Below are 23,290 nucleotides of genomic sequence, written 5' to 3' on the forward strand. Positions count from 1 at the left end.
GGGTAGTTGACGTCGCGACCCGCGCGCGGGCAAGTCCGTACCAAACCACGGCATACCCGCGCTGACTCCATCACCACTCAGAACCGATAGCCGACACCTCCGAGGATCACGTCCGTATCGCGGCTATAGCGCGTGACCACGCGGTTCCACGTGACCCGCGCAGCCCAGTGCTGTGTCAAGCGATATGACGCCGAGACGGAGATGAGCCCCGAGAGAATACCGTCGCCAGTATCACGCTCGTCAGGATGCTCGCCGTGGTGGATTGCCGCGTAGATGCCCGCGCCGAACCCGAGCGTGAGACGCTCGTCGAAGAACGCGCGCGTGAGCCAGAGCTGCGCCGTCGCGCCATCGCGCCGCGCCGAATTGCCGTTGCCCTCGTGCAGATACCCCACCGTAGCGTCGAGAAAGGAATTGATGCCGCGCCGGTACTCGATCGCCTCGGCCGCCGAAGTCTGCGATTCGAGGCTGTTGAGGATCGTCTCGCCCGCCATCAGCGTGATCTCGTTGTTTGTCACTTTCTGCGTGCGCGGCAACGCGAAATCGCGCGGGCCTGGCGTGTCGGGCGCGTCGAGCTGATAGCCCACGCCCAGCATGAGCGATGTCGTCGATGGCCCGCGCGACACCTGCACGCGGTTGAGCTGCAGGTTCGCCGTCCAGCGATGCGTGGAGTACCACGTGGCGCGCGCACTGTAGAGCACGCCCCAGCCGTGCGTATCGGACCAGCCTTGACCCTGTGACGCGGCTTCGGTGTCGAAATAGCGATACGGCCCGACACCCAGCGCGAACACGAAGCGGCGCTGCGCGAGCGGCAAACGCGCCCACGCCTGGATGGCCTGGCCGTCGCGATGATGATCGGGAATATGGCCTTCGTTCAACCACACAATGCTGCCGGCAAAATACTGGCCGAAACCCTCCGTGTAATCCATTTGCCACGAATAGGTATGGTCGGCGCCGCTTTTGAGCGGCCCTGTGTAGAGCGTGAATTCCTGCGCGCAAACCGACCCCGAAGCCATGGCGAGCGCGCTGCCGACAACACCGGCTGCGGCTAGCGACGTGATGTTTCTCATTGAGTGCGTTGGCGCCTTGCGGTTTGGATGGCGAGACTCGCTGCAAGGAAAATGTATGCAACGAAACGCGGAGCATACCGCGCGGCGACATTTCTTGTGTGAACCCACTCTTTCAGTTAATTACGAGATATCGCAGCACAAAATTCTGATTTTTATTTCGCTATCCTAATTACATGATAAAAAAAGAAACGCCGCACAGAAGTGCGGCGCTTTTCCCTACAGTCAGCTTCGCAATCGGCGCAATTTCAGTGCACGTGATGGCAGACGCGCTCAGCGTGATGGTGAACGTGCTCGACGTGGCACACCTCGTGGTGATACGGTGCAGCGACAGCAGCGAGCGGCGCGAAAAGCGCGGCGCAGGAAATCAGGGCGAACAGGCGGACAGCGGGCTTGATAACGGCGTTCATGACTCGGCTCTTGCGTGTGAAAACAGCGTGGGTTGGAACCAAAAGCCAGCACTGTATCGCAGAGTGTTCCGCGGCGTATTACACGGATGTAACGGGCGTAGCGCTCGATGAAACGGCCTTGACACGCGTTGCTGGACAAGACCGGGGCGCGGTGGCTGCTCAAATACTGCGCTCGCCGCCCTCTTCATGCGTGAGGCGCCGCAGCAGTTCGCGACCGCGGGTGGTGAGGCGCAGCGTGGCGTCGCCGCCTGCCTCGTCCATTTCGACGAGACGGTAGCGCTGAAGCGCCAGGAAATCGGAATCGAGCGTCTGAATAGGCGCGTCCGCATCACGGATCAGCAGCAATGTCGCTAGTTCGTGGTGGCTGAGCATCGGGTCTCTCCAGTTGTTGGCCAGAGTCAGCGTTTCAGCGCCGATTCCAGCCACATGCCCGAAAAGCATTCGACCGAAGGGCCGTGGGCTTGAGTCACCCCAGCATAGCGAGTCAATCGTACAGTTTCGCTACAGTCGTGTTTCGCTGTGTTACGTGCCGGTGTCTGAAGCAAGACAGCGGCGCGCAGCTGCACGATATGCAGTCTGCGCGCCGCTCGCTCAACGCCTCTTCAGCCTTAATTGATTTCGAGGCGCTTACTGGCGCTTGCGGCCCGCTTCGGTAGCGCTAGTGTCAGCACACCATCCTTGTATTGCGCGCTCGCCTTTTCATCATCGATTTCCGCGGCAAGCGTGAACGCGCGGCTCACGCTGCCCGCATAGCGCTCGCGACGCACAACGCGCTCACCTTCCTTCAGCTCGCTGCCCCGCTCGACTTTCGCGGCAATCGAAACGAGATTGCCATCGATTTTCACGTCGATGTCGTTCCGATCGACACCGGGCATTTCGGCCCTCACCGTGAAGCCGGCCTCGTTTTCCGTCACGTCAATCCGGATACTGGCCGCCTGCCCTTCCACGCCGCTCGTGGCACGCATCGGCCGGAACAGCCCGTGAAACAGATCGGGCACAATTTCCATCGAAAACGGATCGTTACGCGAGATATTGCTCATTGATGCCTCCATGGGCCGAACGTTTTTCGTGTCCACGCAACGATGATGTTGCATCGGATTCCTAAATTCACCGTCAGTTAGCGCGTGTGCATGACACCTCTGCGGCCAATGACGGAGAATCGCTTGCAACGAAGCGCGCCGCTCGCGCGGCGCGGTCGGTGCCGCTCACCGTTCCAACATGAAGGCGCCTCGCGCGTTTGCAAGCCCCTTTTTTTGCCGCGCGCGAAATTATTGCGTCGCAGCGCGGCGCGTCATTGCATGTGCATGCCGCCGTTGATCGCGATATCGGCGCCGGTGATGAACGCCGCGTCGTCCGAGCAGAGGAACGCCACCAGTGCCGCGACCTCGTTCGGCTGGCCGAGGCGGCCTACCGGAATTTGCGGGAGGATGCGCGCGTCCAGCACGTCTTTCGGCACGGCTTCCACCATTTGCGTGGCGAGGTAGCCCGGCGACACGGTGTTCACCGTCACGCCCTTCTTCGCCACCTCCAGTGCGAGCGCCTTCGTGAAGCCATGCATGCCCGCTTTCGCCGCCGAATAGTTGGTCTGCCCGAAAGCGCCGCGCGAGCCGTTGACCGAGCCGATATTGATGATGCGCCCGAAGCCGCGCTCGATCATGCCGGGCAAGAATGGCTTCGTCACGTTGAAGAGCGCGTCGAGATCGGTGCGCAGCACGGAGTCCCAGTCGGCTTTCGACATCTTCACGAAGCTGCGGTCGCACGTAATACCCGCATTGTTGATGAGCACGTCGACCTGGCCGAGATCGTCGAGCGCTTGCTGTGCCGCGCGCTCGCAGGCCTCGCAGTCGGCGACGTTCATTTGCTGACAGCCGAAGTCGCGGCCTGCCGCGCGTTCGGCGGCAAGCCAGGCATCGGCGCGCGTGTTCGCCGACGAGCACGAGACTGCGACGGTCATGCCCGCGTCGTGCAGGCGCCGGCTGATCGCCTCGCCTAGTCCGCCCATGCCGCCCGTGACGAAAGCAACGCGCTTAGTGGCCATGCTGGCCTCCGCCCGCGCTCACGCCCTGCGCGCGGCCTGCGCCCGCCGCGTTGCCCGGATGCGCCGCGCCATTGGCGGCACTGCTCATCGCACGCTCGAATGCGTTCATCCACTCGCGCATCGGCAACGCGCCCGGCACCTTGGACGCGTTGGCTTGCGCGCCCGCGCAGGCCTCTTGCCACTGCTGCGTGAAGTCTCGCGCGCTGTCCGACCACGTGCTCGCGCCCTGCATTGCCGCCGCGACGCTCTCTTGCCAGAGCGTGGTGCTCGCGCCGAGATAGTCGCGCCAGACCGATTGCGTGGCGACCGCGAAATCGGTCCAGTCGCGCGCGGTACGCAGCGATTCGAGCAGGCCTTCGACCGCCCCGCGGTCGCGCTCGATGCGGCGCTGCTCCAGCTTCAACAGCTGCTCGCGCCATTGCTGCTGCCCGACGAGCAAGCGCAGCGCGGCCGACGTGTTGGTACGATACGTGTCGAATGAGGCGCCCAACGCGTTACCGAGCGAGGCGGCGTCGAATGAGGGAAGGGAAGCGGTAGCCATGGTCAATCTCCTCCTTATGTAGCTTTCGCCCGGCGCGGCCGGATGCGTTTGCTGCCAAAGGGACCGCGGTGGACCGCGATGGGACGCGGGCTGCGGCGAGCGAAATGAAAGCGCTTCACGCGCGACGGTAGGGAACGGGATGCTTCGGAGTGCCGTGTGTTCGCAAGACAGCCGGCTCAAGCCAACATCATAGGCAGGAAGACGGGCTCCCGCGCGACGAATGGGCGATTTGTCGCGTGATCGCCGTCATAATTCGAGATAGTTGATGCGCAGCGAGTCAAAACCAGGCTTTTCATTGCTGTTTTTTCGCGACGGATCGTAAGCGTGGGAACGCTGCGCGGCCGATCGCGCCCTCGCCGCTGACCGGCCGGTGGAACCGGGCGCCCCAGTCAGGCGGATGGCGCCTCTTCGTCGCGCACCAGCATGACCGGCCGGTCCGCCATGCGCAGGAACGATTCGGCCACGCTGCCGAGCAACAGGCGCTTCATGCCCGACAAGCCTCGCGTGCCCATCACGACGAGGTCCGCACCGTCCTCGGCGGCGATGCGTGAGATCACCGCGGCAATCTCCTCGCCGCTCGCATCTGCTGCGCGCGTGGAGCCCGGCACCTGAGCCTGGGCGAACACCAGTTTCGCTTCTTCGAGCGCCGCCGTTGCTGCGTCGTTTTCCGCCGAGTGGCGCGCCTGTTCCTCGGCGAAGCCCGAACTCACGTCCACGAGCCGTGCCGGATGCCGCACGACACACAGCGCCTGAACGGCGCCGCCAGTCGCTTTCGCGATCTTCACGGCCTCGTCGAGCGCGCGCCGGCCGCTGCGGCTGCCATCGACCGCTACCAGAATCTGCTTGTACATCATGGACCTCCCGGGCCTTGCCCATGTTGCGCGGCATGATCGCCGCGCGCGTGCCAGGTGAGCGTCGCGCGCAGCGGGCAGCCGGCCGTTGCGGGGCGCACACCGGCTCCCGGTGCGCGCTATCCGAATAAAGATTGTTGTAGCGCATTTGGGTACGGATGCGCGCCCCGGTCAGTGCGACCCGTTGTCTCCATTGCGTCAGCATCGTGACTCACCTGACCGAAGGCACGTTCAGCACATCGTCAACACCGCCGCGCCCGTGAGCCGTCCCTCGCGCAAATCGGTCAGCGCCTCGTTCGCGCGTGCGAGCGGGTACGGCGTGGTCTCGATTTCGAGCTTTTGCCGCGCGGCGATCGCCATGAAAGTGGCGCCGTCCTCGCGCGTGAGATTCGCCACCGAGACGATGCGCCGCTCTTCCCACAGCCATGCGTAAGGAAACGAAGGAATGTCGCTCATGTGGATGCCGCCGCACACGACCGTGCCGCCCTTCGTCAGCGCCCGCAGCGCCGCGGGCACGAGCGCGCCGACCGGCGCGAACAGCAGCGCAGCGTCGAGTTCCTCGGGCGCCCGCTCGTCGCTGCCGCCGGCCCACGTTGCACCGAGGCGCCGCGCGAACTGCTGCGCCGCAGCATCGCCCGGACGCGTGAACGCGTAGACCGTGCGCCCCTGGTGGCGAGCGACCTGCGCGACGATATGCGCCGCCGCGCCGAAACCGTAGATGCCGATGCGCCGTGCATCGCCCGCCATCGCTAGCGAGCGATAGCCGATGAGTCCCGCGCAGAGGAGCGGCGCGGCCTCAACGTCGCTGTACTGGGGCGGCAGATGGAAGCAGTAGCGGAAGTCGGCGACAGTGCGCGTGGCATAGCCGCCGTCGATCGTGTAGCCGGTGAAACCGGGCGCATCGCAGAGGTTCTCGCGCCCGTCGGCGCAGAAACGGCAATGGCCGCAGGTATGGCCGAGCCACGGCACGCCCACACGGTCGCCGGGCGTGAAACCCGTCACGCCTGCCCCGAGCGCCGCGACCGTGCCGACGATCTCGTGGCCGGGAATGACTGGCCTTTTCGGGTGATCGAGATCGCCGTCCACGACGTGCAGGTCGGTGCGGCACACGCCGCACGCGCGCACATCGATCAGCAGTTCGCCTGCGCCCGGCGCCGGGTCGGGTAGATCGGCTTCGCGCAGCCGCGGACTATCGCCGTCGAACAGCATTGCCCGCATCGCCATCCTCCTCGCCAAAACGCGGCTGACGCGCCGCATCGATCACCATAAAACCATGTTATGCAATCGGGCCGCGGGCTGTCGTGCATTGCACGCTTCAGCGCAGCTACACGGCCCGATGCGACTCACAGCCGCGGGACACCCACGCATGGCGCGCCGCGCGATCGTGGCAACATAAGAGGAATCCCGCAGGACCACGAGGGGCCGCCGCCCGGCCACGCGCGCGGTGTAAGTCCGCCGTGCGAGCCTCAGGCTCGCGCCACGCGCGCCGCCGCGCTGCGCACGCAGTCCGCCTCGGTCCGTCTTCCGCCGCCGCGCAACCGGAGCCCCGCATGAACGCTACCGACACCCCTGCCCACCCGCCGCTCTCCGACGACCTGCTGCGCCGCATGGACGCCTGGTGGCGCGCCGCCAACTATCTCTCGGTTGGCCAGATTTATCTGCTCGCCAATCCACTGTTGCGCGAGCCGCTGCAACTCGCACACGTGAAGCCGCGCCTGCTCGGCCACTGGGGCACGACGCCGGGCCTGAACTTCCTCTACACGCACCTGAACCGGATCATCAACGCACGCGATCTCGACGTGCTATTTCTTGCGGGGCCGGGCCACGGCGGCCCCGCCGTCGTCGCGAACACCTGGCTGGAAGGCACCTACAGCGAAACCTGGCCGAACGTGCCGCTGGACGCAGAAGGCATGGCCGTGCTCTTCAAGCAATTCAGCTTTCCGGGCGGCATTCCGAGCCACGTCGCGCCGCAAACGCCGGGATCGATCCACGAAGGCGGCGAACTCGGCTACGCGCTCTCGCACGCCTACGGCGCGGTATTCGACAACCCGGATCTGATCGTGGCCTGCGTGGTGGGCGACGGCGAAGCCGAGACGGGCCCGCTCGCCACGGCCTGGCACTCGAACAAGTTCCTCAATCCCGCCACCGACGGCGCGGTGCTGCCCATCCTCCATTTAAATGGTTACAAGATCGCGGGGCCGACAGTGCTCGCGCGTATAGGCGACGAAGAACTCGGCTCGCTCATGAGGGGCTATGGCCACGAGCCGATCTTCGTGGAGGCCGAGGAACCTGACGTTGCGCATCGCCTGATGGCCGCCGCGTTCGACACGGCGTTCGACGACATTGCGCGCATCCAGAAGGCAGCGCGCGAACTCGCGGACGAACACGGCAACCTCCCGCCCGGCTATGTGCGCCCGCGCTGGCCGATGATCGTCATGCGCACGCCCAAGGGCTGGACGGGCCCGAAGACCGTGGATGGCCAGAAAACCGAAGGCTCGTGGCGCTCGCACCAGGTGCCGCTCGCCAACATCGCGAAGCCGGGGCATCTCGCGCTACTGGAAAGCTGGATGCGCAGCTACAAGCCCGAGGAACTCTTCGACGCGCAAGGCCGCCTCGTGCCTGAAATCGCCGCGCTCGCGCCGCACGGCGAAAAGCGCATGAGCGCAAACCCGCGTTCGAACGGCGGCGGCCGTGTGCGCGAACTGCGCGTGCCGCCCTTCGAGCACCACGCCGTGGACGTGCCCGCCCCTGGCCAGGTGGACGCCGAAGCCACGCGCGTGATGGGCGCGTTCCTGCGCGAAGTGATGCGCGTGAACGACGCCACGCGCAACTTCCGCATCTTCGGGCCCGACGAAACCGCGTCGAATCGCTGGAGCGACGTATTCGACGTGACGTCGCGCACCTGGCTCGCGGAGGTCACGCCCGACGACATCCAGCTCGCCACCAACGGCCGCGTGATGGAGATGCTCTCCGAGCACACCTGCCAGGGCTGGCTGGAAGGCTATCTGCTCACGGGCCGCCACGGGTTCATGTCGTGCTACGAGGCGTTCATCCACATCATCGACTCGATGTTCAACCAGCACGCGAAGTGGCTGAAGGTGATCCGCGAGATTCCGTGGCGGCGGCCGCTGCCCTCGCTCAACTATCTGCTCACCTCGCACGTGTGGCGCCAGGACCATAACGGCTTCAGCCATCAGGACCCGGGCTTCATCGACTATGCGGTGAACAAGAAGTCGGACACCGTGCGCGTATATCTGCCGCCTGACGCCAACACGCTGCTCGCCGTGACCGACCACGTGCTGCGCACCTGGAACCGCATCAACATCATCGTGGCGGGCAAGCAGCCGCAGGCGCAATGGCTCGACATGGACGCGGCCATTCGCCACTGCGCGGACGGCATCGGCATCTGGCAATGGGCAAGCAACGACAACGGCGGCGAGCCCGACGTGGTCATGGCCTGTGCCGGCGACGTCCCGACCATGGAGACGCTAGCCGCCGTGGACCTGCTGCGCACCTGCCTGCCCGACCTGAAGATCCGCGTGGTCAACGTGGTGGACCTGATGACGCTCGAACCAGCCGACCGCCATCCGCATGGCCTGCCGGACGCCGACTTCAACGCGCTCTTCACGACCGACAAGCCCGTCATCTTCGCGCACCACAGCTATCCCTCGCTGATCCATCGGCTCACGTACCGGCGCGCCAATCACGCGAACATTCACGTGCACGGCTTCATCGAGGAAGGCACGACGACGACGCCGTTCGACATGACGGTGCTCAACCGGCTCGACCGCTACCACCTGTGCGAAGCGGTGATCGACCGCGTGGACGGACTCGCCCAGCGCGCGGCGCACCTGCGCCAGACACTGCACGACAAGCTGGCCGCGCACCGCCGCTACGTGGACGAGTACGGCGACGACATGCCCGAAATCCGTAACTGGCGTTGGCCGGCGGCGCGCACCGCGCAGGGCGGACCCGAAACGGCTTAGTCACGCCGTGTGCCGCTCAAGCCGAAGCCGGCTTCGCGCGCCCGAACACGCGCGCGAACGCGGTAACGAACGTGTCGAGCCGGTTCGATTCGAGACAGTCGATGCCCGCTGCGCCCACCCTGCCGTTTCCGCCGGGGAACGCGCGGCAAAGTTCATCCGCGCCGCGCGGTTCCGCGAGCGGCGCGCGCACGCTCACCGCGTAGTTGCCATCTGCGTTCACGCTCAGCACCGCGTGCGCGCGCGAGGGTTCCTCGTTCGCGAGTACGTTGGCGAACACGCCCCGCACGCGGCGCGCCCACGGCTCGTCGGGCAACACGCAAACGCTGCCGTACTGGAGCGCGATGAGCGGCGCGATGGCCTGGGCCAGTTTGAGATCGTCGTGACGGCAACGGGCGAGCTGTCCGACGATGGGCTCCGAGGCGATGAAATCGAACGGGTTGGCAAAAGCCTTCATCGCCGCATACAGATCGAGCGGCGCGATCACGAGATCTTCGACGCAGTCGCCGTAAGCGTTGTAGTTGATCGACTCGCCAAGCTCGCGCAGCTGTTCGGCCTGCGCGGCGTCGAGCGCGGCCTGCTGTGCAAGCGCTTGCGCCGTGTCGGGCAGGTTGTCGCCCCAGGCCGCCGCGATCGCCCACGGCCGGTAGCGGCCGGCGAGATGCCGGTCGACGAGCACGCTCGTGCAGACCTGCGCCGTCGTGTCGATGTGCGCGACGAGATTCCTGCACATGGGCAGGTCACCCGCGTGGTGATGGTCGAAATATTCGACCGCGACGTCCTTCGCGAGCAGCGCGGTGAGCGCCTTGCGATTCACGTCGAACGAAATGTCGAGCACCGTGAGCGAGTCGCCGGGCTGAGCGGGCACGCGCTCGACGAGTGCGATGTCGCGCTTCGCGCCGGTGATGAGCGTCGCCTCGCGCGGCCTTGCGAGCCGCAGTTGATGGAGCGCGCAGATGCCGTCTGCGTCGCCGTTGAATACGTCGAAATGCGCCATGTCGCCGAGATTCCGTTGGGTTGAACTTGACAGTATCGCGCAGCCTCGCCGTATTGCACAAAACGTGCAATGCGGCGAGGCCCATGCAGGCCGTTTCGGTCAAAGCCTTGACATGCCGCGCAACAGCCTTCCCGCATTTGCTCGCGGTATGCTGGTTCTGACACGTATCGCCCCGTAGCCCTCGATTCCCACGATAGCCACGCCGATGTCCGACACGCCGATCTCACGCCATGTCCTCAACCGTCAGCGCGCGGCGCGGCGCCACAGTCGCCTCGTGGACGCCGCGCTCGCGCGCGCCTCCACGTATGCGCACCCGGCCGGGCGCATCGTGCGCATCGAAACGCATATTTCCGTGGTGTATCTCGCTGGGCGGTACGCGTACAAGATCATGAAGCCCGTCGATTTCGGCTTCGTCAATTTTGTGCAGCTCGATGCCCGACTCCGCTGCTGCGAAGCTGAGATTCGTCTGAATGCGCCCTTCGCGGGACCGATTTATCGCGACACAGGCGAGCTTTTTTTTGACGGTCGGCGTTGCAGGCTCAGGCGCGGCGTGCGCGGCGACGTAAGCGTCGTCGACTATGCGGTTCGTATGCGCCGCTTCGACCAGCGTCTGCTGTTTTCGAACCTGCTCTCGCACGGCGAACTGAGTACGGTCGATATCGATGCGGCCGCAACCAAACTCGCCGTGAGCCATCGGCATGCGCGCCGGGCGGGGCGCGGGCCGATGGCGCCCGCGGCGCGCCTCGGCACAGCTGCACTGCTGCGCGAACAGGTGCTCGCGGCGCTCGCGCCCCTCGAAGCGGATCCGCGCACGGCGCACGCTGTGGAAAGCGCCGCGTTGCGCGCGACTTGCGAAAACGAACTCGCACGCCTCGCGCGGCACCTCGACGCACGCCGCGCGAACGGATTCGTGCGCGCTTGCCACGGCGACCTGCATCTCGACAACATCGTGCGGTACGGGCGGCACGCGCTGATGTTCGATTGCATCGAGTTCAGCGACGAACTGCGCTGGATCGACGTGACCTGCGATCTTGCGTTCCTGCTGATGGATCTGCGCGCGCACGGCCACGCGGCATATGCCCACCGCCTGCTCAACCACTACCTCGAAGCGACGGGCGATTTCGCGGGGCTCGCTGCCTTGCGGCTCTATGTCGCCTATCGCGCGCTGGTGCGGGCATTGGTCGCGATGCTCAAGGCGGGATCGCCTGCCCGGTCCGACGCGCAAGCGAGCGCAGGCGCCGCCTCGCGCTACCTGGCGCTCGCGGCCGGCGAAGCGCGCGCCATGCGCGAACACGCGCCCTGGCTCCTGCTGTGCCACGGCTTTTCTGGCTCGGGAAAGTCGGTGGCAAGCCGCGCGCTCGCCGAATTGAGCGGGGCGATCCGTGTGTCGAGCGATCTCGAACGCAAGCGGCTCGAACCCTTCGCGCCGCCCTCGCTCGATGCGCTGCCGCCAGGCGCCTACACGCAAGCCGCGCTCGACGCGCACTACGTACGCCTCGTCGCCCATGTGCGCGACGTGCTGAACGCGGGCTACACGGCGCTAGTCGATGCGACGTTTCTCAAGGCGGCGCACCGCGCGCGCTTCGCAGCGCTCGCGCGTGAGCTGAACCGGCCGATGCTGATTTTGAACTTCCACGCGCCGCAAGCGCGGCTCGCCGAACGTGTGAACGCCCGCGCGCGCGGGCCACGCGACGCTTCCGACGCCGGCGCCGACGTGCTCGCGGCGCAGTTCGCGCAAGCGGATCCACTAGACGAGCACGAGCGGCAGCGTACCGTTGATCTCAATACCGACGTGGAGATCGAGGCATTCTCGCGCGAGCCATGGTGGGCACCGCTGTTCTCACGCATGCGCGCGGAGAATGGGGGAATTTGATTCTGCGGCAGACTCATGATCCGCCGCCGGAGCCCTGCGCCCTGACCGCTTATCATTCCACGAAAGGCCGCACGAGCGGCCAGCGCAGCGTGGACGCCACCGGCAAGCGCGGCTTGCGGCCGACTGGCGCGCGCCACGGCTGCATGCGTGCGGCCATTGCCGTGCACAGGGCGAGGCCTTCCTCGCCATGCAGACGCTCCATGGCGTGATGCACGAGACCGGCGTCGAACCACAGCTTGAAGCGGCGATGGCAGGTGCGGAAATCGGGATACTGCTCGGGCAACTTCGACCAGACCGAGCCGGTGGCCAGTACCCAAAGGATGCCCGCGAAAACGAGACGAGGATTGTGCGCCGGGCGCCCGCGACGACGACCGTCAACGCGGATTTCGTGAAACATGGGCGCGATGCTGCGCCACTGCGCATCGGTGAGTTCTGGAGATATGCGGGAAGACATCTGATGGTCCCTGTGAGGTTATCTGACACAACAGGACTAAAGTAGCCTCACAGCCCACAAGAAAATATCGGACTTTGCCTAAAAATCGAGATGAACTCGCCAGTTCGGCGTCGGCACACTAACCGGCGGCCGTGGCCAGTGCTGCGCTACACTGCGCCATCCCGGCTTCGATGACGGATTTCCGATGGCCCCTTCATCCAGTTCAAAAGCCCGGCACGGCCGGATCCGCGTCGGCGTGGGCGGCTGGATCTATGCGCCGTGGCGTGGCGCGTTCTATCCCGGCGCGCTTGCGCAGCGCCGCGAGCTGGAATATGCGAGCCGTCATCTCTCGACGCTGGAAATCAACAGTACGTACTACGGCGCGCAACGCCCGGAAAGCTTCACGCGCTGGCACGACGAAACCCCCGAAGACTTCGTGTTCTCGCTGAAAGCCCCGCGTTTTGCGATGAATCGGCGTGTACTGGCCGAAGCCGGGGCAACGATCGAGCGCTTCCTGGGCGGCGGCGTGTTGAACCTGCGCGACAAGCTCGGGCCGATCAACTGGCAGCTTACGCCAGGCAAGCGCTTCGATCCGGAGGACTACGCACGATTTCTCGAACTGCTGCCGGGCGAGGCCGAAGGCCGCCCGCTGCGCCACGCGCTCGAAGTGCGCGACGCGAGCTTTTGCACGCCGGAATTCGTCGCGCTCGCGCGCAAGCACAAGGCGGCGATCGTCATCAGCGGCGATTCCGACTACCCGCTGATCGGCGATACGAGCGCGCCGTTCGTCTATGCCCGCATCATGGGAACCTCGCAGGATCACCCGCAGGGCTATGCTCCCGCCGATCTCGACCTCTGGGCGACGCGCGCGCTCGCCTGGTCGCGCGGCGAAGCACCCGACGACCTCGCCACCTACGCGAAGCCGCTCACCGCGAAGGCCGGCCGGGACGTGTATCTCTACGTCATCAGCGGCTTCAAGGAACGCAACCCGGCGGCAGCCATGGCGCTGATCGAGCGCCTCGGCGCGAGCTAGCCGCGCACGGCGAAACTCATCCGACATGTAAAAGTCCGTAATGTTGTCGCAATGATTTCGTCAGTAGCGAGTTGATATACATCAACATGCAAAGTTGCAACGCAGCGGGATACTGCATTGATGCGTTGCGGGCACTACCGCTCCCGCCGCCCAATCGCACCACGGAGCTCCCTGCCTTTGCAAACCGCAATCGAATTCACTATCCGCACCGGTGTCCTGCTACTCATCATTGCGCTCTGTCATGCCGCTGCACAGCGATTTCGCCTCTCCGATTCGTTAGGCCTGACCAGCGCCGGCGTGCTGCTCGGCGCTGGATACCTCGCCTTGCATCACTTCGCGCCCGTCTTCACCGCTTCGACCGTCGTGCCCTTGATCACGCCATCGCTTCCGCCCGAGGCCTATCTCTGGATATTCTTGCCGCCCATCCTCTTCGAAGCGGCGATGCAGGTCGATACGCGCGGGCTTCTCGCCGATCTCGCGCCCATCCTTTTGCTCGCGATCGGCGCGGTGGTAGCCGCTGCGGCCGGCGTTGGCCTCGCCACGTGGATCAGCAGCGGCGAGAGCCTGATCGTGTGCCTGCTGCTGGGCGCAATCGTCAGCACGACGGATCCTTCCACCGTGATCGCGCTCTTTCGCAACAGCGGCGCGCCCGAACGCCTGATCCGACTGGTCGAGGGCGAAAGCCTGCTCAACGATGCCGCCGCCATCAGCATCTCCACGCTCCTCACCGGCGCGCTGGTGCTCACGCCGTCCGCTGCGCACACGCACGCCTATCCGCTCGCAGCCTTCCTCGTTTCGCTCGTCGGCGGCTGCGCGTTCGGGGCGCTCGCGGGAGCGCTCTTCGTCGCTACGTCGAGCGCGCTGCGCAGTCTGCCCTTTTCCGAGTACGCGCTCTCGCTCGCGCTGCCCACGCTGCTCTATCCGGCCGCGGAACACTGGCTTCACGTTTCTGGCGTGGCCGCAGTGGTGTGCGCGGGTCTCGCGGCCAACCGGCTCATGCAAACACGCCGGCCCGCCGCGAGCCAGGGGCTGTTTCGCCAGCTATGGGCGTACCAGGCTGGCATAGCCTCCGCCGCTGTCTTTCTGCTCGCGTCGGCGCGCGTGCCCGGTCTGGTGGACAAGCTGAATATGCGCGACATCCTCCCGCTCGGGCTCGCGCTGGTGGCCGCCACCCTGAGCCGCTTCGGGATCCTCACGATCTTCCTGCCGCTGCTGAGCCGCCTTCGCATCTGTAAGCCGCTGCCGCGCGCGCATCAATGGCTGATCGCATGGGGCGGTGTGCGCGGGCCCGTCACGCTCACGCTCGCGATTTGCGTCGCGCGCAACGACGCGCTTTCGCCCGACACCCGCGCGTTCGCTGCGGCCATGGCCGCCGCCTTCGTGCTACTGAATCTGCTCTGCAACGGCCTCACGTTAGGGCGTGTTGCGCGATGGCTCGGCATCGCGCAACGCACTTCCAGCTAACGCGCGGCGCGCGCCGCGATGGCGTTCGTGGGATAGCCGGTCAGGCCCACGCTTTCGAGAATGCGGGCAGCGGCTTCGAGTATCGCGTCAACAGTGGCGGCGGAACGGCGCTGCACGGGGCGCTTGCGCGGGTCTAGCAGCGCGGGGCGGCTTCGGCCGCGGGCGGCTGGGTCATGGCGGGAATTGCGCAGCGGGCATCGAATGTGAGCAATGGCTCGTATTTTTCCGCCCTCGGCGCACCCGCCAGAAATCGCCTCGAAGCGTTGCATTGAAGCGGCGTGCGTAACGCAACGTGCAGCCCTTACATCGTCACACATTGCGTTACGCCGGTCACACGCCGCTGACCTCCCCCCGTCATTTGGCACGGAAGCGAAACACCGCGCCTCAAATCTGCCGGCGCATTTCCGCCGCTGGCAGCTTCATCATCTGCCGGTACTTCGTGACCGTGCGGCGCGCCACCTGCACGCCCTGCTTTTCGAGTTCCTGCGTGAGGATGACGTCGGAAAGCGGGTCGCGCGGATCTTCGGCGCCGATCATCTCCTTGATGAGCGCGCGCACCGCAGCCGCCGAGCACGTGCCGCCCGTGCGCGTCTCCAGCTCGCGCGGGAAAAAGCGCTTGAACTCGAAGATGCCGCGCGGCGTGGCCATGTACTTGTTGCCCGTGGCGCGCGACACGGTCGACTCGTGCAGGCCCAGTTCTTCAGCGACATCGCGCAGCAGCATGGGCCGCAGCGCGATTTCGCCGTACTGGAAAAACGCCTTCTGACGCGCGACGATGCACTCGCCCACGCGCAGGATCGTCTCGCAGCGCTTGTGCGCGTTGCGGATCAGCCAGCGCGCTTCCTGCAGTTGTTGGGCGAGCGGCGAGCGGCTCGTCTGATCCGAGCGCGCGAACATCTCCGCATAGAGCTTGTGGATGCGCGCCCGCGGCTCGATGGCCGGGTTCACGCTCACCACCCACTTTCCGCGCACCTGACGCACGATCACGTCGGGAATGACATAGCCGCCGTCCGCACGTCCATAGTGGTTGCCCGGTTTCGGATCGAGGCGGCGCACGAGCGCACTCGCGGCCTGCAGCGAGGCGGCGTCGCAGCCGAGCTGGCGCTGCAGCTCCCCGTGCTCGCGGCGCGCGAGGCGCTCGAGATGCTGCGAGACGATCTGCATCGCCAGTTCGCGATGCGGGGTGTCGTGAGGCATCGCATCGAGCTGAAGTACGAGGCATTCGGAGAGCGAACGCGCACCGATGCCGGGGCGATCGAGCGTCTGCACCACGCGCAGCGCCACACGCAGACGGTCCTCGTCGAGCGTGTCGCCCGCGCCCTCCATGTCGGCGAGATCGGCGAGGTCCTGCCGCAGGTAGCCGTCGTCGTCGAGCGCCTCGATCACGATCTGCGTTGCGATCCGGTCAAGGTCGTCGAGCGGCGAGAGGCGCAGCGCCTCATGCAACTGCTCGCGCAGCGTGAGCGGCACGCGCACCCAGTCGGAGGCCTCGGAATCGCCATCCTCGCCGCCGCGATAGCTCGACGTGCGCAACGCGCCCGACGAAGGCATCTCGGCGGTATAGCCCGAGCCTTCGTCGCTGTAGCTGGCCTCGGCGTACGAGGTCTCGGCGTAGGGAGACGTCTCCTGCGGCATGCCGCCATCGAGGTCGGACTCGCCCGCGCCTTCCGTCGCCATGGCGGGGGCTTCGGCCATGGGTGCCGCCGCTGAGCCGATGCCCGCCGCGCCGTCGGCCGCTTCGGCGGCCTCGCCGGTCTCCGAGGCGGGCGCAACATATTCGAGGAACGGGTTGGTGTCGAGCGCCTCGCGCAGCTCCTGCTGGAATTCGAGCGACGACAGCTGCAGCAGCCTCACCGCCTGCTGAAGACGCGGCGTGAGCGCCAGATGCTGGCGCGCGTGTAACGCGATGGAAGGCATGGCAATCCCGTTTTGTTGAATTGAGTGGTAGCACCCCTCATGCAACAGCCATGCCAGTTTTTACAACGCACTGTTTTGAAACGGGATCGGCGTTGCAACATAGGCTGCGCGAGTCACTTTTCCGACCCCGCCGTGGAGATTTTTACAAAGGTACGGAAAAATTGTTGCGCGTGCCGGGTGGGGAAACCGTGGCCGCATGAAGCGGCGGCGATCCCGCATAGTGGGCCGCGCAAGCGGCTTCCGGCTGGCTTTCAACGGCGCACCGAGCGAGCACGGACGCGGCGAGGCACGCACCTTGCGGAGGGAAGCCGCGACCACAACCAGAAAGGGAGTAGCCATGAAGCGCATTCTGATCCTCAAAACCGCGGCTGGCGCCGCCTGCATGACGTTCGCACTGATGGCCGGTGCGCAGACCACGACGAACAGTTCCGCGCCCGCGGGCAGTTCGGAATCCATGGGCCAGCATGTTGACGACGCAACCATCACGACCAAGGTCAAGGCCGAACTGCTCGGCGCGAAGAACGTGAAGTCCGAGCACATCCACGTGAAGACGCGTAATGGCGTGGTCTCGCTGACCGGCACCGTGCCGAGCGCCGAGGACCGCGACAACGCCAAGCAGGTCGTGGAAGGCGTTTCGGGCGTGAGTTCGGTGAAGAACCATCTGAAGGTCTCGGCGGCGAGCTGATAGCTCCGCCGGGCCACCGGATCGAGCCAGTTTCAAGCCAGACCGCGCCGGCGGCTTCCCCCGCCGGCGCTTTTCATGCCAGCTTCATCCCTGCCTCATTCCTCTTCCTGCCGCGATTGTCTGAGCTGTGCGCGCCGCTGCTCGCCCTGACGCGCGAGCATCCAGCCCGGATACTCTGCGGGCAGTCCGCTCGCCTCGCCAAGCACGCCTAACTCTTCGACACTGAGCTTCACTTTCGTCGCGGCGATGTTGTCGTCGAGCTGGTCCACGCGTTTCGCGCCGATGATCACCGATGTCACCGCCTTCTGATGCAACAGCCACGCGAGCGCGATCTGCGCGACCGACACGCCTTTGGCCTGCGCGATCGGCCGCATCGCGTCCACGCAGTCCCATGCACGCTCGCGGTTCACGGGCGGAAAATCGAAGGTCGTGCGGCGGCTGCCCGCCTCGCCTTGCTGGTCGCGCCCGTACTTGCCGCTCAAGAGCCCGCCCGCGAGCGGACTCCAGACCATCAGTCCGAGCCCTTCGCTTTCCAGCATCGGCACGAGTTCGCGTTCGAGATCGCGCCCCGCGATCGTGTAGTAGGCCTGCAGCGACTCGAAGCGCGCGAGCCCTTCGCGCTTTGCAATGCCGAGCGCCTTCACGATCTGCCAGGCCGCCCAGTTCGAAACGCCGACGTAGCGCACGTGCCCCTGCTGCACGAGCGCATCGAGCGCGCGCACCGTCTCCTCGATCGGTGTAACGCGGTCGAAGGCATGAACCTGATAGAGGTCGATGTGCTCGAGCTGCATGCGTTTCAAGCTCGCCTTCGCGCCGTCCATGATGTGATAGCGCGTGGCGCCGCGCTCGTTCGGCGACGAGCCCATTTCGCCGAACACCTTGGTCGCGATCACCACCTGCTCGCGCGCGATCTTGAGGTTCTTGAGCGCCTGGCCGGTGATCTGCTCGGAAACGCCTTGCGAGTAGACATCGGCCGTGTCGATGAAATTGACGCCTGCGTCTAGCGCGCGTCCAACAAGCCGTTCGGCGTCGGACTGCTGGAGATCGCCGATCTGGTTCCAGATGCCGGCGCCGCCGCCGAACTCATCGTGCCGAGGCAGAGTTCCGAAACGAACAGGCCGGTGCGACCCAGTAGGTTGTAACGCATGGTGTGACTCCGTCGTGGTTCGAGGGAAAGTCCAACGCGGCGAGGATACTGCGTTCGCGGCGCGCCTGCCGGACGGCCGCCACGGCTTGAAACGCCGCAAGGCGGCCGTACATCCGTGCTTACGCACTGCAACGCCAGCACCCGGCCCGCCCCGTGCCAGGCAGGCGCGCACGAAAGCTGCGAGACTGGCAGACGTGCAATGCTGCCGCCTCTGCCGCCTGCTATCCGCATGACAACGCCTTCGCCCGTATCCGATCCGCACGCGTCCGAAGCTGCCGCCAATCCCGACGGCGCGGACAGCGACGTGCTCGCGCGCTTTCATCCGGCCGTGGCCGGCTGGTTCCGGCGCAGCTTCGACGCGCCCACTGCCGCGCAGCGCGCCGCATGGCCGCTCATCGCGAGCCGGCGCGCGACGCTGGTGGCCGCCCCGACCGGCTCGGGCAAGACGCTCACCGCCTTTCTCGCCGCGCTCGACGAACTGGTGTGCGAAGGCCTCTCGAACGGCGGCGCGCTGCCCGACACGACGCTCGTCGTCTACGTGTCGCCGCTCAAGGCGCTCTCCAACGACATCCGGCTCAATCTCGAACGGCCGCTCGAAGGTATCGGCGCGGAACTCGCGCGCCTCGGCTTGCCGCCGGTCGACATCCGTACCGCGGTGCGCACCGGCGACACGCCGCAGCCCGAGCGCGCAGCGCTCCGAAAACGCGCACCGCACATTCTCGTCACGACGCCCGAATCGCTCTACGTGCTGCTCGGCTCCGAATCGGGCCGCCGCATGCTGGCGAGCGCGCGCAGCGTGATCGTCGACGAGATTCACGCACTCGCGGGCAACAAGCGCGGCTGCCATCTCGCGCTGAGTCTCGAGCGGCTCGACGCGTTGCGCGGCTCGCGCCTGCTGCGTATCGGGCTTTCGGCCACGCAAAAGCCGATCGAAACCGTCGCGCGCTTTCTGGTGGGCATGGGCGACGCGGCGCAAGATCCGAACGCCAGGCCGCCCGCGTGCGAGATCGTCGATGTGGGCCATACGCGCACGCGCGACCTTGCGATAGAAATGCCGCCCGTGCCGCTCGAAGCCGTGATGGCGAACGATGTGTGGGAGCGTGTGTACGACCGCATGGCCGAACTCGTCGCCCTGCACCGCACGACGCTCGTGTTCGTCAACACGCGCCGCATGGCCGAGCGCGTGGCGCGCCATCTCACCGACCGTCTGGGCGCCGAAGCCGTGGCCGCGCACCACGGCAGCCTCGCGCGCGAGCATCGTTTTCTCGCTGAGCAGCGGCTAAAGAGCGGCGATCTGCGCGTGCTCGTGGCGACGGCGTCGCTCGAACTGGGCATCGATATCGGCGACGTCGATCTCGTTTGCCAGATCAGCTCGCCGCGCTCAATCGCGGCCTTCCTGCAGCGCGTCGGGCGCTCGGGCCACCAGGTTGGCGGCGTGCCGAAGGGACGGCTCTTCCCCACGTCGCGCGACGACCTGATCGAATGTGCGGCGCTACTGGATAGCGTGCGGCGCGGCGAACTCGATCGCCTCGCGCTGCCGCAGGCGCCGCTCGATGTGCTCGCGCAGCAGATCGTCGCGGAAGTGGCCTGCGAGGCTTGGGAAGAAGACGCGCTCTACGCACTCGTGCGGCGCGCCACGCCATGGGCGGCGCTCGAACGCGCGCAGTTCGACGCCGTGCTGCGCATGCTCGCCGAGGGTTACACGAGCCGCCACGGGCCGCGCGCCGCCTACCTGCATCGCGACGTGGTGAGCCACACGCTGCGTGCGCGGCGCGGTGCGCGGCTCGTCGCGCTCACTTCGGGCGGCACGATTCCCGACAACGCCGACTACTCGGTGCTGCTCGAGCCGCAGGGTGTGCAGATCGGCACCGTCAACGAGGACTTCGCCGTCGAAAGCCTCGCGGGCGATGTTTTCCAGCTCGGCAACGCCTCGTACCGGATCCTGCGCATCGAGGCGGGCCGTGTGCGCGTGGAAGACGCCCAAGGGCAGCCGCCCAACATACCGTTCTGGCTGGGCGAGGCGCCGGGCCGCAGCGACGAGCTTTCGTTCGCGATTTCGCGGCTGCGCAAGCAGGTGGAAGCTGCGCTGATCGATGCGAGCGCAAACACTAGCGCGACGGATGACGCCGCGTCGGCCGCCGTGGTCGATCGCGCCACGGCTGCGCTCGCCGCTTCGCTCGAGATCGACGATGCCGCCGCGCGCCAGATCGTCGAATATCTCACGCGCGCCCGCGCCGCGCTCACGGTGTTGCCCACGCAGGACACCCTCGTCATGGAGCGCTTTTTCGACGAGGCGGGCGGCACGCAGCTCGTGATCCACACGCCGTTCGGCAGCCGCCTGAACCGCGCGTGGGGCCTCGCGCTGCGCAAGCGTTTTTGCCGCCAGTTCAACTTCGAGCTGCAGGCCGCCGCGACCGAGGACGCCATCATTCTCTCGCTCACCGGTGCGCACAGCTTCGCGCTGGACGAGGTGTGGCGCTATCTCCATTCGAATTCCGCAGAGCATCTGCTCGTGCAGGCGCTGCTCGACGCACCGCTCTTCGGCGTGCGCTGGCGCTGGAATGCGACCACTTCGCTCGCGCTGCCGCGTCAGACCAGCGGGCGCAAGACGCCGCCGCAGATCCAGCGCATGCGCAGCGAAGACCTGCTCGCGGCCGTGTTTCCCGACCAGGCGGCGTGCGTCGAAAACATCGCGGGCGAGCGCGAAGTGCCGCGCCATCCGCTCGTCGACCAGACGCTCGACGACTGCCTGCACGATGCTATGGATACCGAAGCATGGATCGCGCTCCTGCGGCGCATCGAGGCGGGCGACCTGAAGCTCGTGGTACGCGAACTGCCTGCGCCCTCGCCGCTCGCGGCCGAAATCCTCACCGCGCGCCCCTACGCATTCCTCGACGACGCCCCGATCGAAGAACGCCGCACCCAGGCCGTGCTGTCGCGCCGCTGGAGCGACCCCGAATCCACCGACGATCTCGGCGCGCTGGACCCCGAAGCGATTGCGAGCGTGCGCGAAGAAGCCTGGCCGCAAGTACGCGACGCCGACGAAATGCACGATGCGCTCACGAGCCTCGGCGCGCTAGCCGAAAGCGAGGCGCAGCAGGAGCCGCAGTGGCTCGCATGGCTCGCCGGTCTGGCGGCGGCGGGCCGCGCAACGCGGCTGCCGGTCGCGGACCACGACGCGCTGTGGGTGGGCATCGAGCGGCTCGCATGCGTCCGGGCCATCTACCCACAGGCGCAGTGCGAGCCGCCGCTCACGCCGCCACCTGAATACGCGGATACGTGGACCGAGGACGCGGCGCTCGCCGAGATCGTGCGCGCACGCCTGTCGGGCTTCGGACCGCTCACGGTCGCGCAGGTGGCGCGGCCGCTCGCGCTGGAGGCGAGCGTGGCGGCGCTCGCGCTCACGCGCCTCGAAACCGAAGGCACCGTGATGCGCGGACGCTTCACGCCACAAGCGATGAGCGGCGGCCAGGAGGAATGGTGCGAACGCCATCTGCTCGCACGCATCCACCGCTATACGGTGCGCAAGCTCCGGCGCGAAATCGAGCCGGTCGAGCGTCACGACTTCATGCGCTTCCTGTTCGAGTGGCAACGCGTGGCGCCCGGCACGCGCGGCTCGGGCCGCGACGCGCTGGCCGCCGTGCTCGACCAGCTCGAAGGCTGGGAAGCCTCGGCGCTCGCGTGGGAGGACGACATCCTGCCGGCGCGCATCGACGATTACACGCCCATGCTGCTCGACGATCTGTGCCGCTCAGGGCGCCTCGCCTGGGCACGGCTGCCCGCGCGCGCGGCGGCTGCTTCGACGGTACGCAGTACGCCGGTCGTGCTGCTCGCGCGCCGCGAACTCGCGCGCTGGATGGCGCTCGTCGAAACGCCCGGCACGGCCGGTCTATCGGCGCGCGCGCAGCGCGTCTACGAGGCGCTGCTGCGGCACGGCGCGATGTTCTTCGACGAACTGGCCGCCGACGCGCACTTGCTCGGCGTCGAACTGGAGAATGCGCTTGGCGAACTGGTGGCGGCGGGCCTCGTCAACGCAGACAGCTTTGCCGGGCTGCGTGCGCTCGTGAAGCCGGCGGCGCAGCGCAGCGCGCATCATGGCAGACGCCGGCCGCGCGGCTTCGGGCCGCTCGCGGGCGGCATGGCCGACGCGGGGCGCTGGGCGACGCTGCGGCGCGTTGCGTTGGCCAATGGGTTGGCCGATAAGTTGGCCGCTCCGCTTGCAAATCTGGACGACGAGGCGGCGCTCGTCGCGGCGGAATCGGCTATATCGAATTCGGGCGTAGCAGCGGGCCCGCGCTCGCGGGCGCTTGCGCGTGCAAGGCAAACGACCGCCAGCACGGCGCGCCGCGCGCCCGCCGACCCGGACCTGCTGGAGCACGTCGCCAAAGTGCTACTGCGCCGTTACGGCGTGGTCAGTTGGCACCTGCTCGGACGCGAGGCGGCGTGGCTGCCGCCCTGGCGCGATCTGCTGCGCGTGCTGCATCGCATGGAGGCGCGCGGCGAGGTGCGCGGCGGGCGCTTCGTCACCGGCATTTCGGGCGAACAGTTCGCGCTGCCCGAAGCCGTGGCGCTGCTGCGCGACGTGCGGCGGCGCGCTGCGGCACAAGGCGAAGGCGGCGCGCTCGTTTGCATGAGCGCCGCCGATCCGCTCAATCTCGTCGGCACGCTGCTGCCCGGCGAGAAAGTGCCCGCGCTCGCCGGCAACCGCATCGTGTTCCGCGACGGCATGCCGGCCGCCACCCTCGTTGCCGGCCGCTTCGGTTTTCTCGGCGACTTCGACGAGAGCATGCGCGCCGAACTCCGCGCGCGGCTCGCCAAGCCCTGGTGAGGCGCGCTGGATGCGCGAGGATGGGA

Annotated in this window: 17 protein-coding genes and 2 pseudogenes; 6 read left to right on the forward strand and 13 right to left on the reverse strand. The window is 66.8% G+C overall.

Annotated features, from left to right (window positions below):
• Positions 1–77: 77 nt before the first annotated feature.
• The 8 genes from M3I54_RS34980 to M3I54_RS35015 form a co-directional block, all read right to left on the reverse strand.
• Positions 78–1,124: a hypothetical protein gene (locus M3I54_RS34980; protein WP_375542266.1), complete on the reverse strand. Its 1,047-nt coding sequence runs from the start codon at positions 1,122–1,124 to the stop codon at positions 78–80.
• 188 nt (positions 1,125–1,312) lie between these two features.
• Complete coding sequence (locus M3I54_RS34985) at positions 1,313–1,474, reverse strand: hypothetical protein (RefSeq protein WP_201699257.1); 162 nt, start codon at positions 1,472–1,474, stop codon at positions 1,313–1,315.
• 159 nt (positions 1,475–1,633) lie between these two features.
• Positions 1,634–1,846: a hypothetical protein gene (locus M3I54_RS34990; protein WP_254344041.1), complete on the reverse strand. Its 213-nt coding sequence runs from the start codon at positions 1,844–1,846 to the stop codon at positions 1,634–1,636.
• Between the two features lie 236 nt (positions 1,847–2,082).
• A complete protein-coding gene (locus M3I54_RS34995; RefSeq protein ID WP_254344043.1) occupies positions 2,083–2,514 on the reverse strand; it encodes an Hsp20/alpha crystallin family protein in 432 nt (143 codons plus the stop codon).
• A 251-nt stretch (positions 2,515–2,765) separates the two neighbouring features.
• Positions 2,766–3,512, reverse strand: a complete 747-nt coding sequence (gene phbB, locus M3I54_RS35000) for an acetoacetyl-CoA reductase (RefSeq protein WP_254344045.1) — start codon at positions 3,510–3,512, stop codon at positions 2,766–2,768.
• Positions 3,502–4,053, reverse strand: coding sequence for a hypothetical protein (locus tag M3I54_RS35005; protein ID WP_254344047.1), 552 nt, complete (start codon positions 4,051–4,053; stop codon positions 3,502–3,504). The genes phbB and M3I54_RS35005 overlap by 11 nt, the downstream gene beginning before the upstream one ends.
• A 389-nt stretch (positions 4,054–4,442) precedes the next feature.
• Positions 4,443–4,904 carry a universal stress protein gene (locus M3I54_RS35010; RefSeq protein WP_254344103.1) on the reverse strand — a complete coding sequence of 154 codons (462 nt, stop codon included), beginning with the start codon at positions 4,902–4,904 and terminating at the stop codon, positions 4,443–4,445.
• 231 nt (positions 4,905–5,135) lie between these two features.
• A complete protein-coding gene (locus tag M3I54_RS35015) occupies positions 5,136–6,122 on the reverse strand; it encodes a zinc-dependent alcohol dehydrogenase family protein (RefSeq protein ID WP_254344049.1) in 987 nt (328 codons plus the stop codon).
• Between the two features lie 332 nt (positions 6,123–6,454).
• Here M3I54_RS35015 and M3I54_RS35020 point away from each other — a divergent pair, with 332 nt between their 5' ends.
• On the forward strand, positions 6,455–8,890 hold the full coding sequence (locus M3I54_RS35020; RefSeq protein WP_254344051.1) for a phosphoketolase: 2,436 nt from the start codon (positions 6,455–6,457) through the stop codon (positions 8,888–8,890).
• A 16-nt stretch (positions 8,891–8,906) separates the two neighbouring features.
• Here the strand turns inward: M3I54_RS35020 and M3I54_RS35025 are convergent, their stop codons facing one another.
• Complete coding sequence (locus M3I54_RS35025) at positions 8,907–9,884, reverse strand: acetyltransferase (RefSeq protein ID WP_254344053.1); 978 nt, start codon at positions 9,882–9,884, stop codon at positions 8,907–8,909.
• Between the two features lie 205 nt (positions 9,885–10,089).
• On the opposite strand from M3I54_RS35025, the gene M3I54_RS35030 reads away from it, so the two are divergent.
• Entirely contained in the window at positions 10,090–11,757 is a 1,668-nt protein-coding gene (locus M3I54_RS35030; protein WP_254344055.1) for a bifunctional aminoglycoside phosphotransferase/ATP-binding protein, read from the forward strand.
• A gap of 52 nt (positions 11,758–11,809) precedes the next feature.
• On the opposite strand, the gene M3I54_RS35035 is transcribed toward M3I54_RS35030, so the two are convergent.
• Complete coding sequence (locus M3I54_RS35035; RefSeq protein WP_254344057.1) at positions 11,810–12,211, reverse strand: transposase; 402 nt, start codon at positions 12,209–12,211, stop codon at positions 11,810–11,812.
• Positions 12,212–12,395: 184 nt separating this feature from the next.
• Here M3I54_RS35035 and M3I54_RS35040 point away from each other — a divergent pair, with 184 nt between their 5' ends.
• Together M3I54_RS35040 and M3I54_RS35045 are read left to right on the forward strand one after the other, a co-directional pair.
• Positions 12,396–13,223: a DUF72 domain-containing protein gene (locus M3I54_RS35040; protein ID WP_254344059.1), complete on the forward strand. Its 828-nt coding sequence runs from the start codon at positions 12,396–12,398 to the stop codon at positions 13,221–13,223.
• A gap of 177 nt (positions 13,224–13,400) precedes the next feature.
• On the forward strand, positions 13,401–14,687 hold the full coding sequence (locus M3I54_RS35045) for a sodium:proton antiporter (RefSeq protein WP_254344061.1): 1,287 nt from the start codon (positions 13,401–13,403) through the stop codon (positions 14,685–14,687).
• Between the two features lie 5 nt (positions 14,688–14,692).
• On the opposite strand, the pseudogene M3I54_RS35050 reads toward M3I54_RS35045, so the two are convergent.
• Together M3I54_RS35050 and M3I54_RS35055 are read right to left on the reverse strand one after the other, a co-directional pair.
• A pseudogene (locus tag M3I54_RS35050) lies at positions 14,693–14,827 on the reverse strand (TetR/AcrR family transcriptional regulator); the annotation flags it as partial.
• A gap of 244 nt (positions 14,828–15,071) precedes the next feature.
• On the reverse strand, positions 15,072–16,604 hold the full coding sequence (locus M3I54_RS35055; RefSeq protein ID WP_254344063.1) for an RNA polymerase factor sigma-54: 1,533 nt from the start codon (positions 16,602–16,604) through the stop codon (positions 15,072–15,074).
• Between the two features lie 337 nt (positions 16,605–16,941).
• On the opposite strand from M3I54_RS35055, the gene M3I54_RS35060 reads away from it, so the two are divergent.
• Positions 16,942–17,289, forward strand: a complete 348-nt coding sequence (locus M3I54_RS35060) for a BON domain-containing protein (RefSeq protein WP_254344065.1) — start codon at positions 16,942–16,944, stop codon at positions 17,287–17,289.
• A 95-nt stretch (positions 17,290–17,384) separates the two neighbouring features.
• Here M3I54_RS35060 and M3I54_RS35065 read toward each other — a convergent pair.
• Positions 17,385–18,436, reverse strand: a pseudogene (locus M3I54_RS35065) (aldo/keto reductase).
• A gap of 199 nt (positions 18,437–18,635) precedes the next feature.
• Here M3I54_RS35065 and M3I54_RS35070 point away from each other — a divergent pair.
• On the forward strand, positions 18,636–23,264 hold the full coding sequence (locus tag M3I54_RS35070; protein ID WP_254344067.1) for a DEAD/DEAH box helicase: 4,629 nt from the start codon (positions 18,636–18,638) through the stop codon (positions 23,262–23,264).
• Positions 23,265–23,290: the final 26 nt, after the last annotated feature.

Origin of the sequence: Paraburkholderia sp. CNPSo 3274, assembly GCF_024206475.1 — a bacterium.
Classification (GTDB): domain Bacteria; phylum Pseudomonadota; class Gammaproteobacteria; order Burkholderiales; family Burkholderiaceae; genus Paraburkholderia.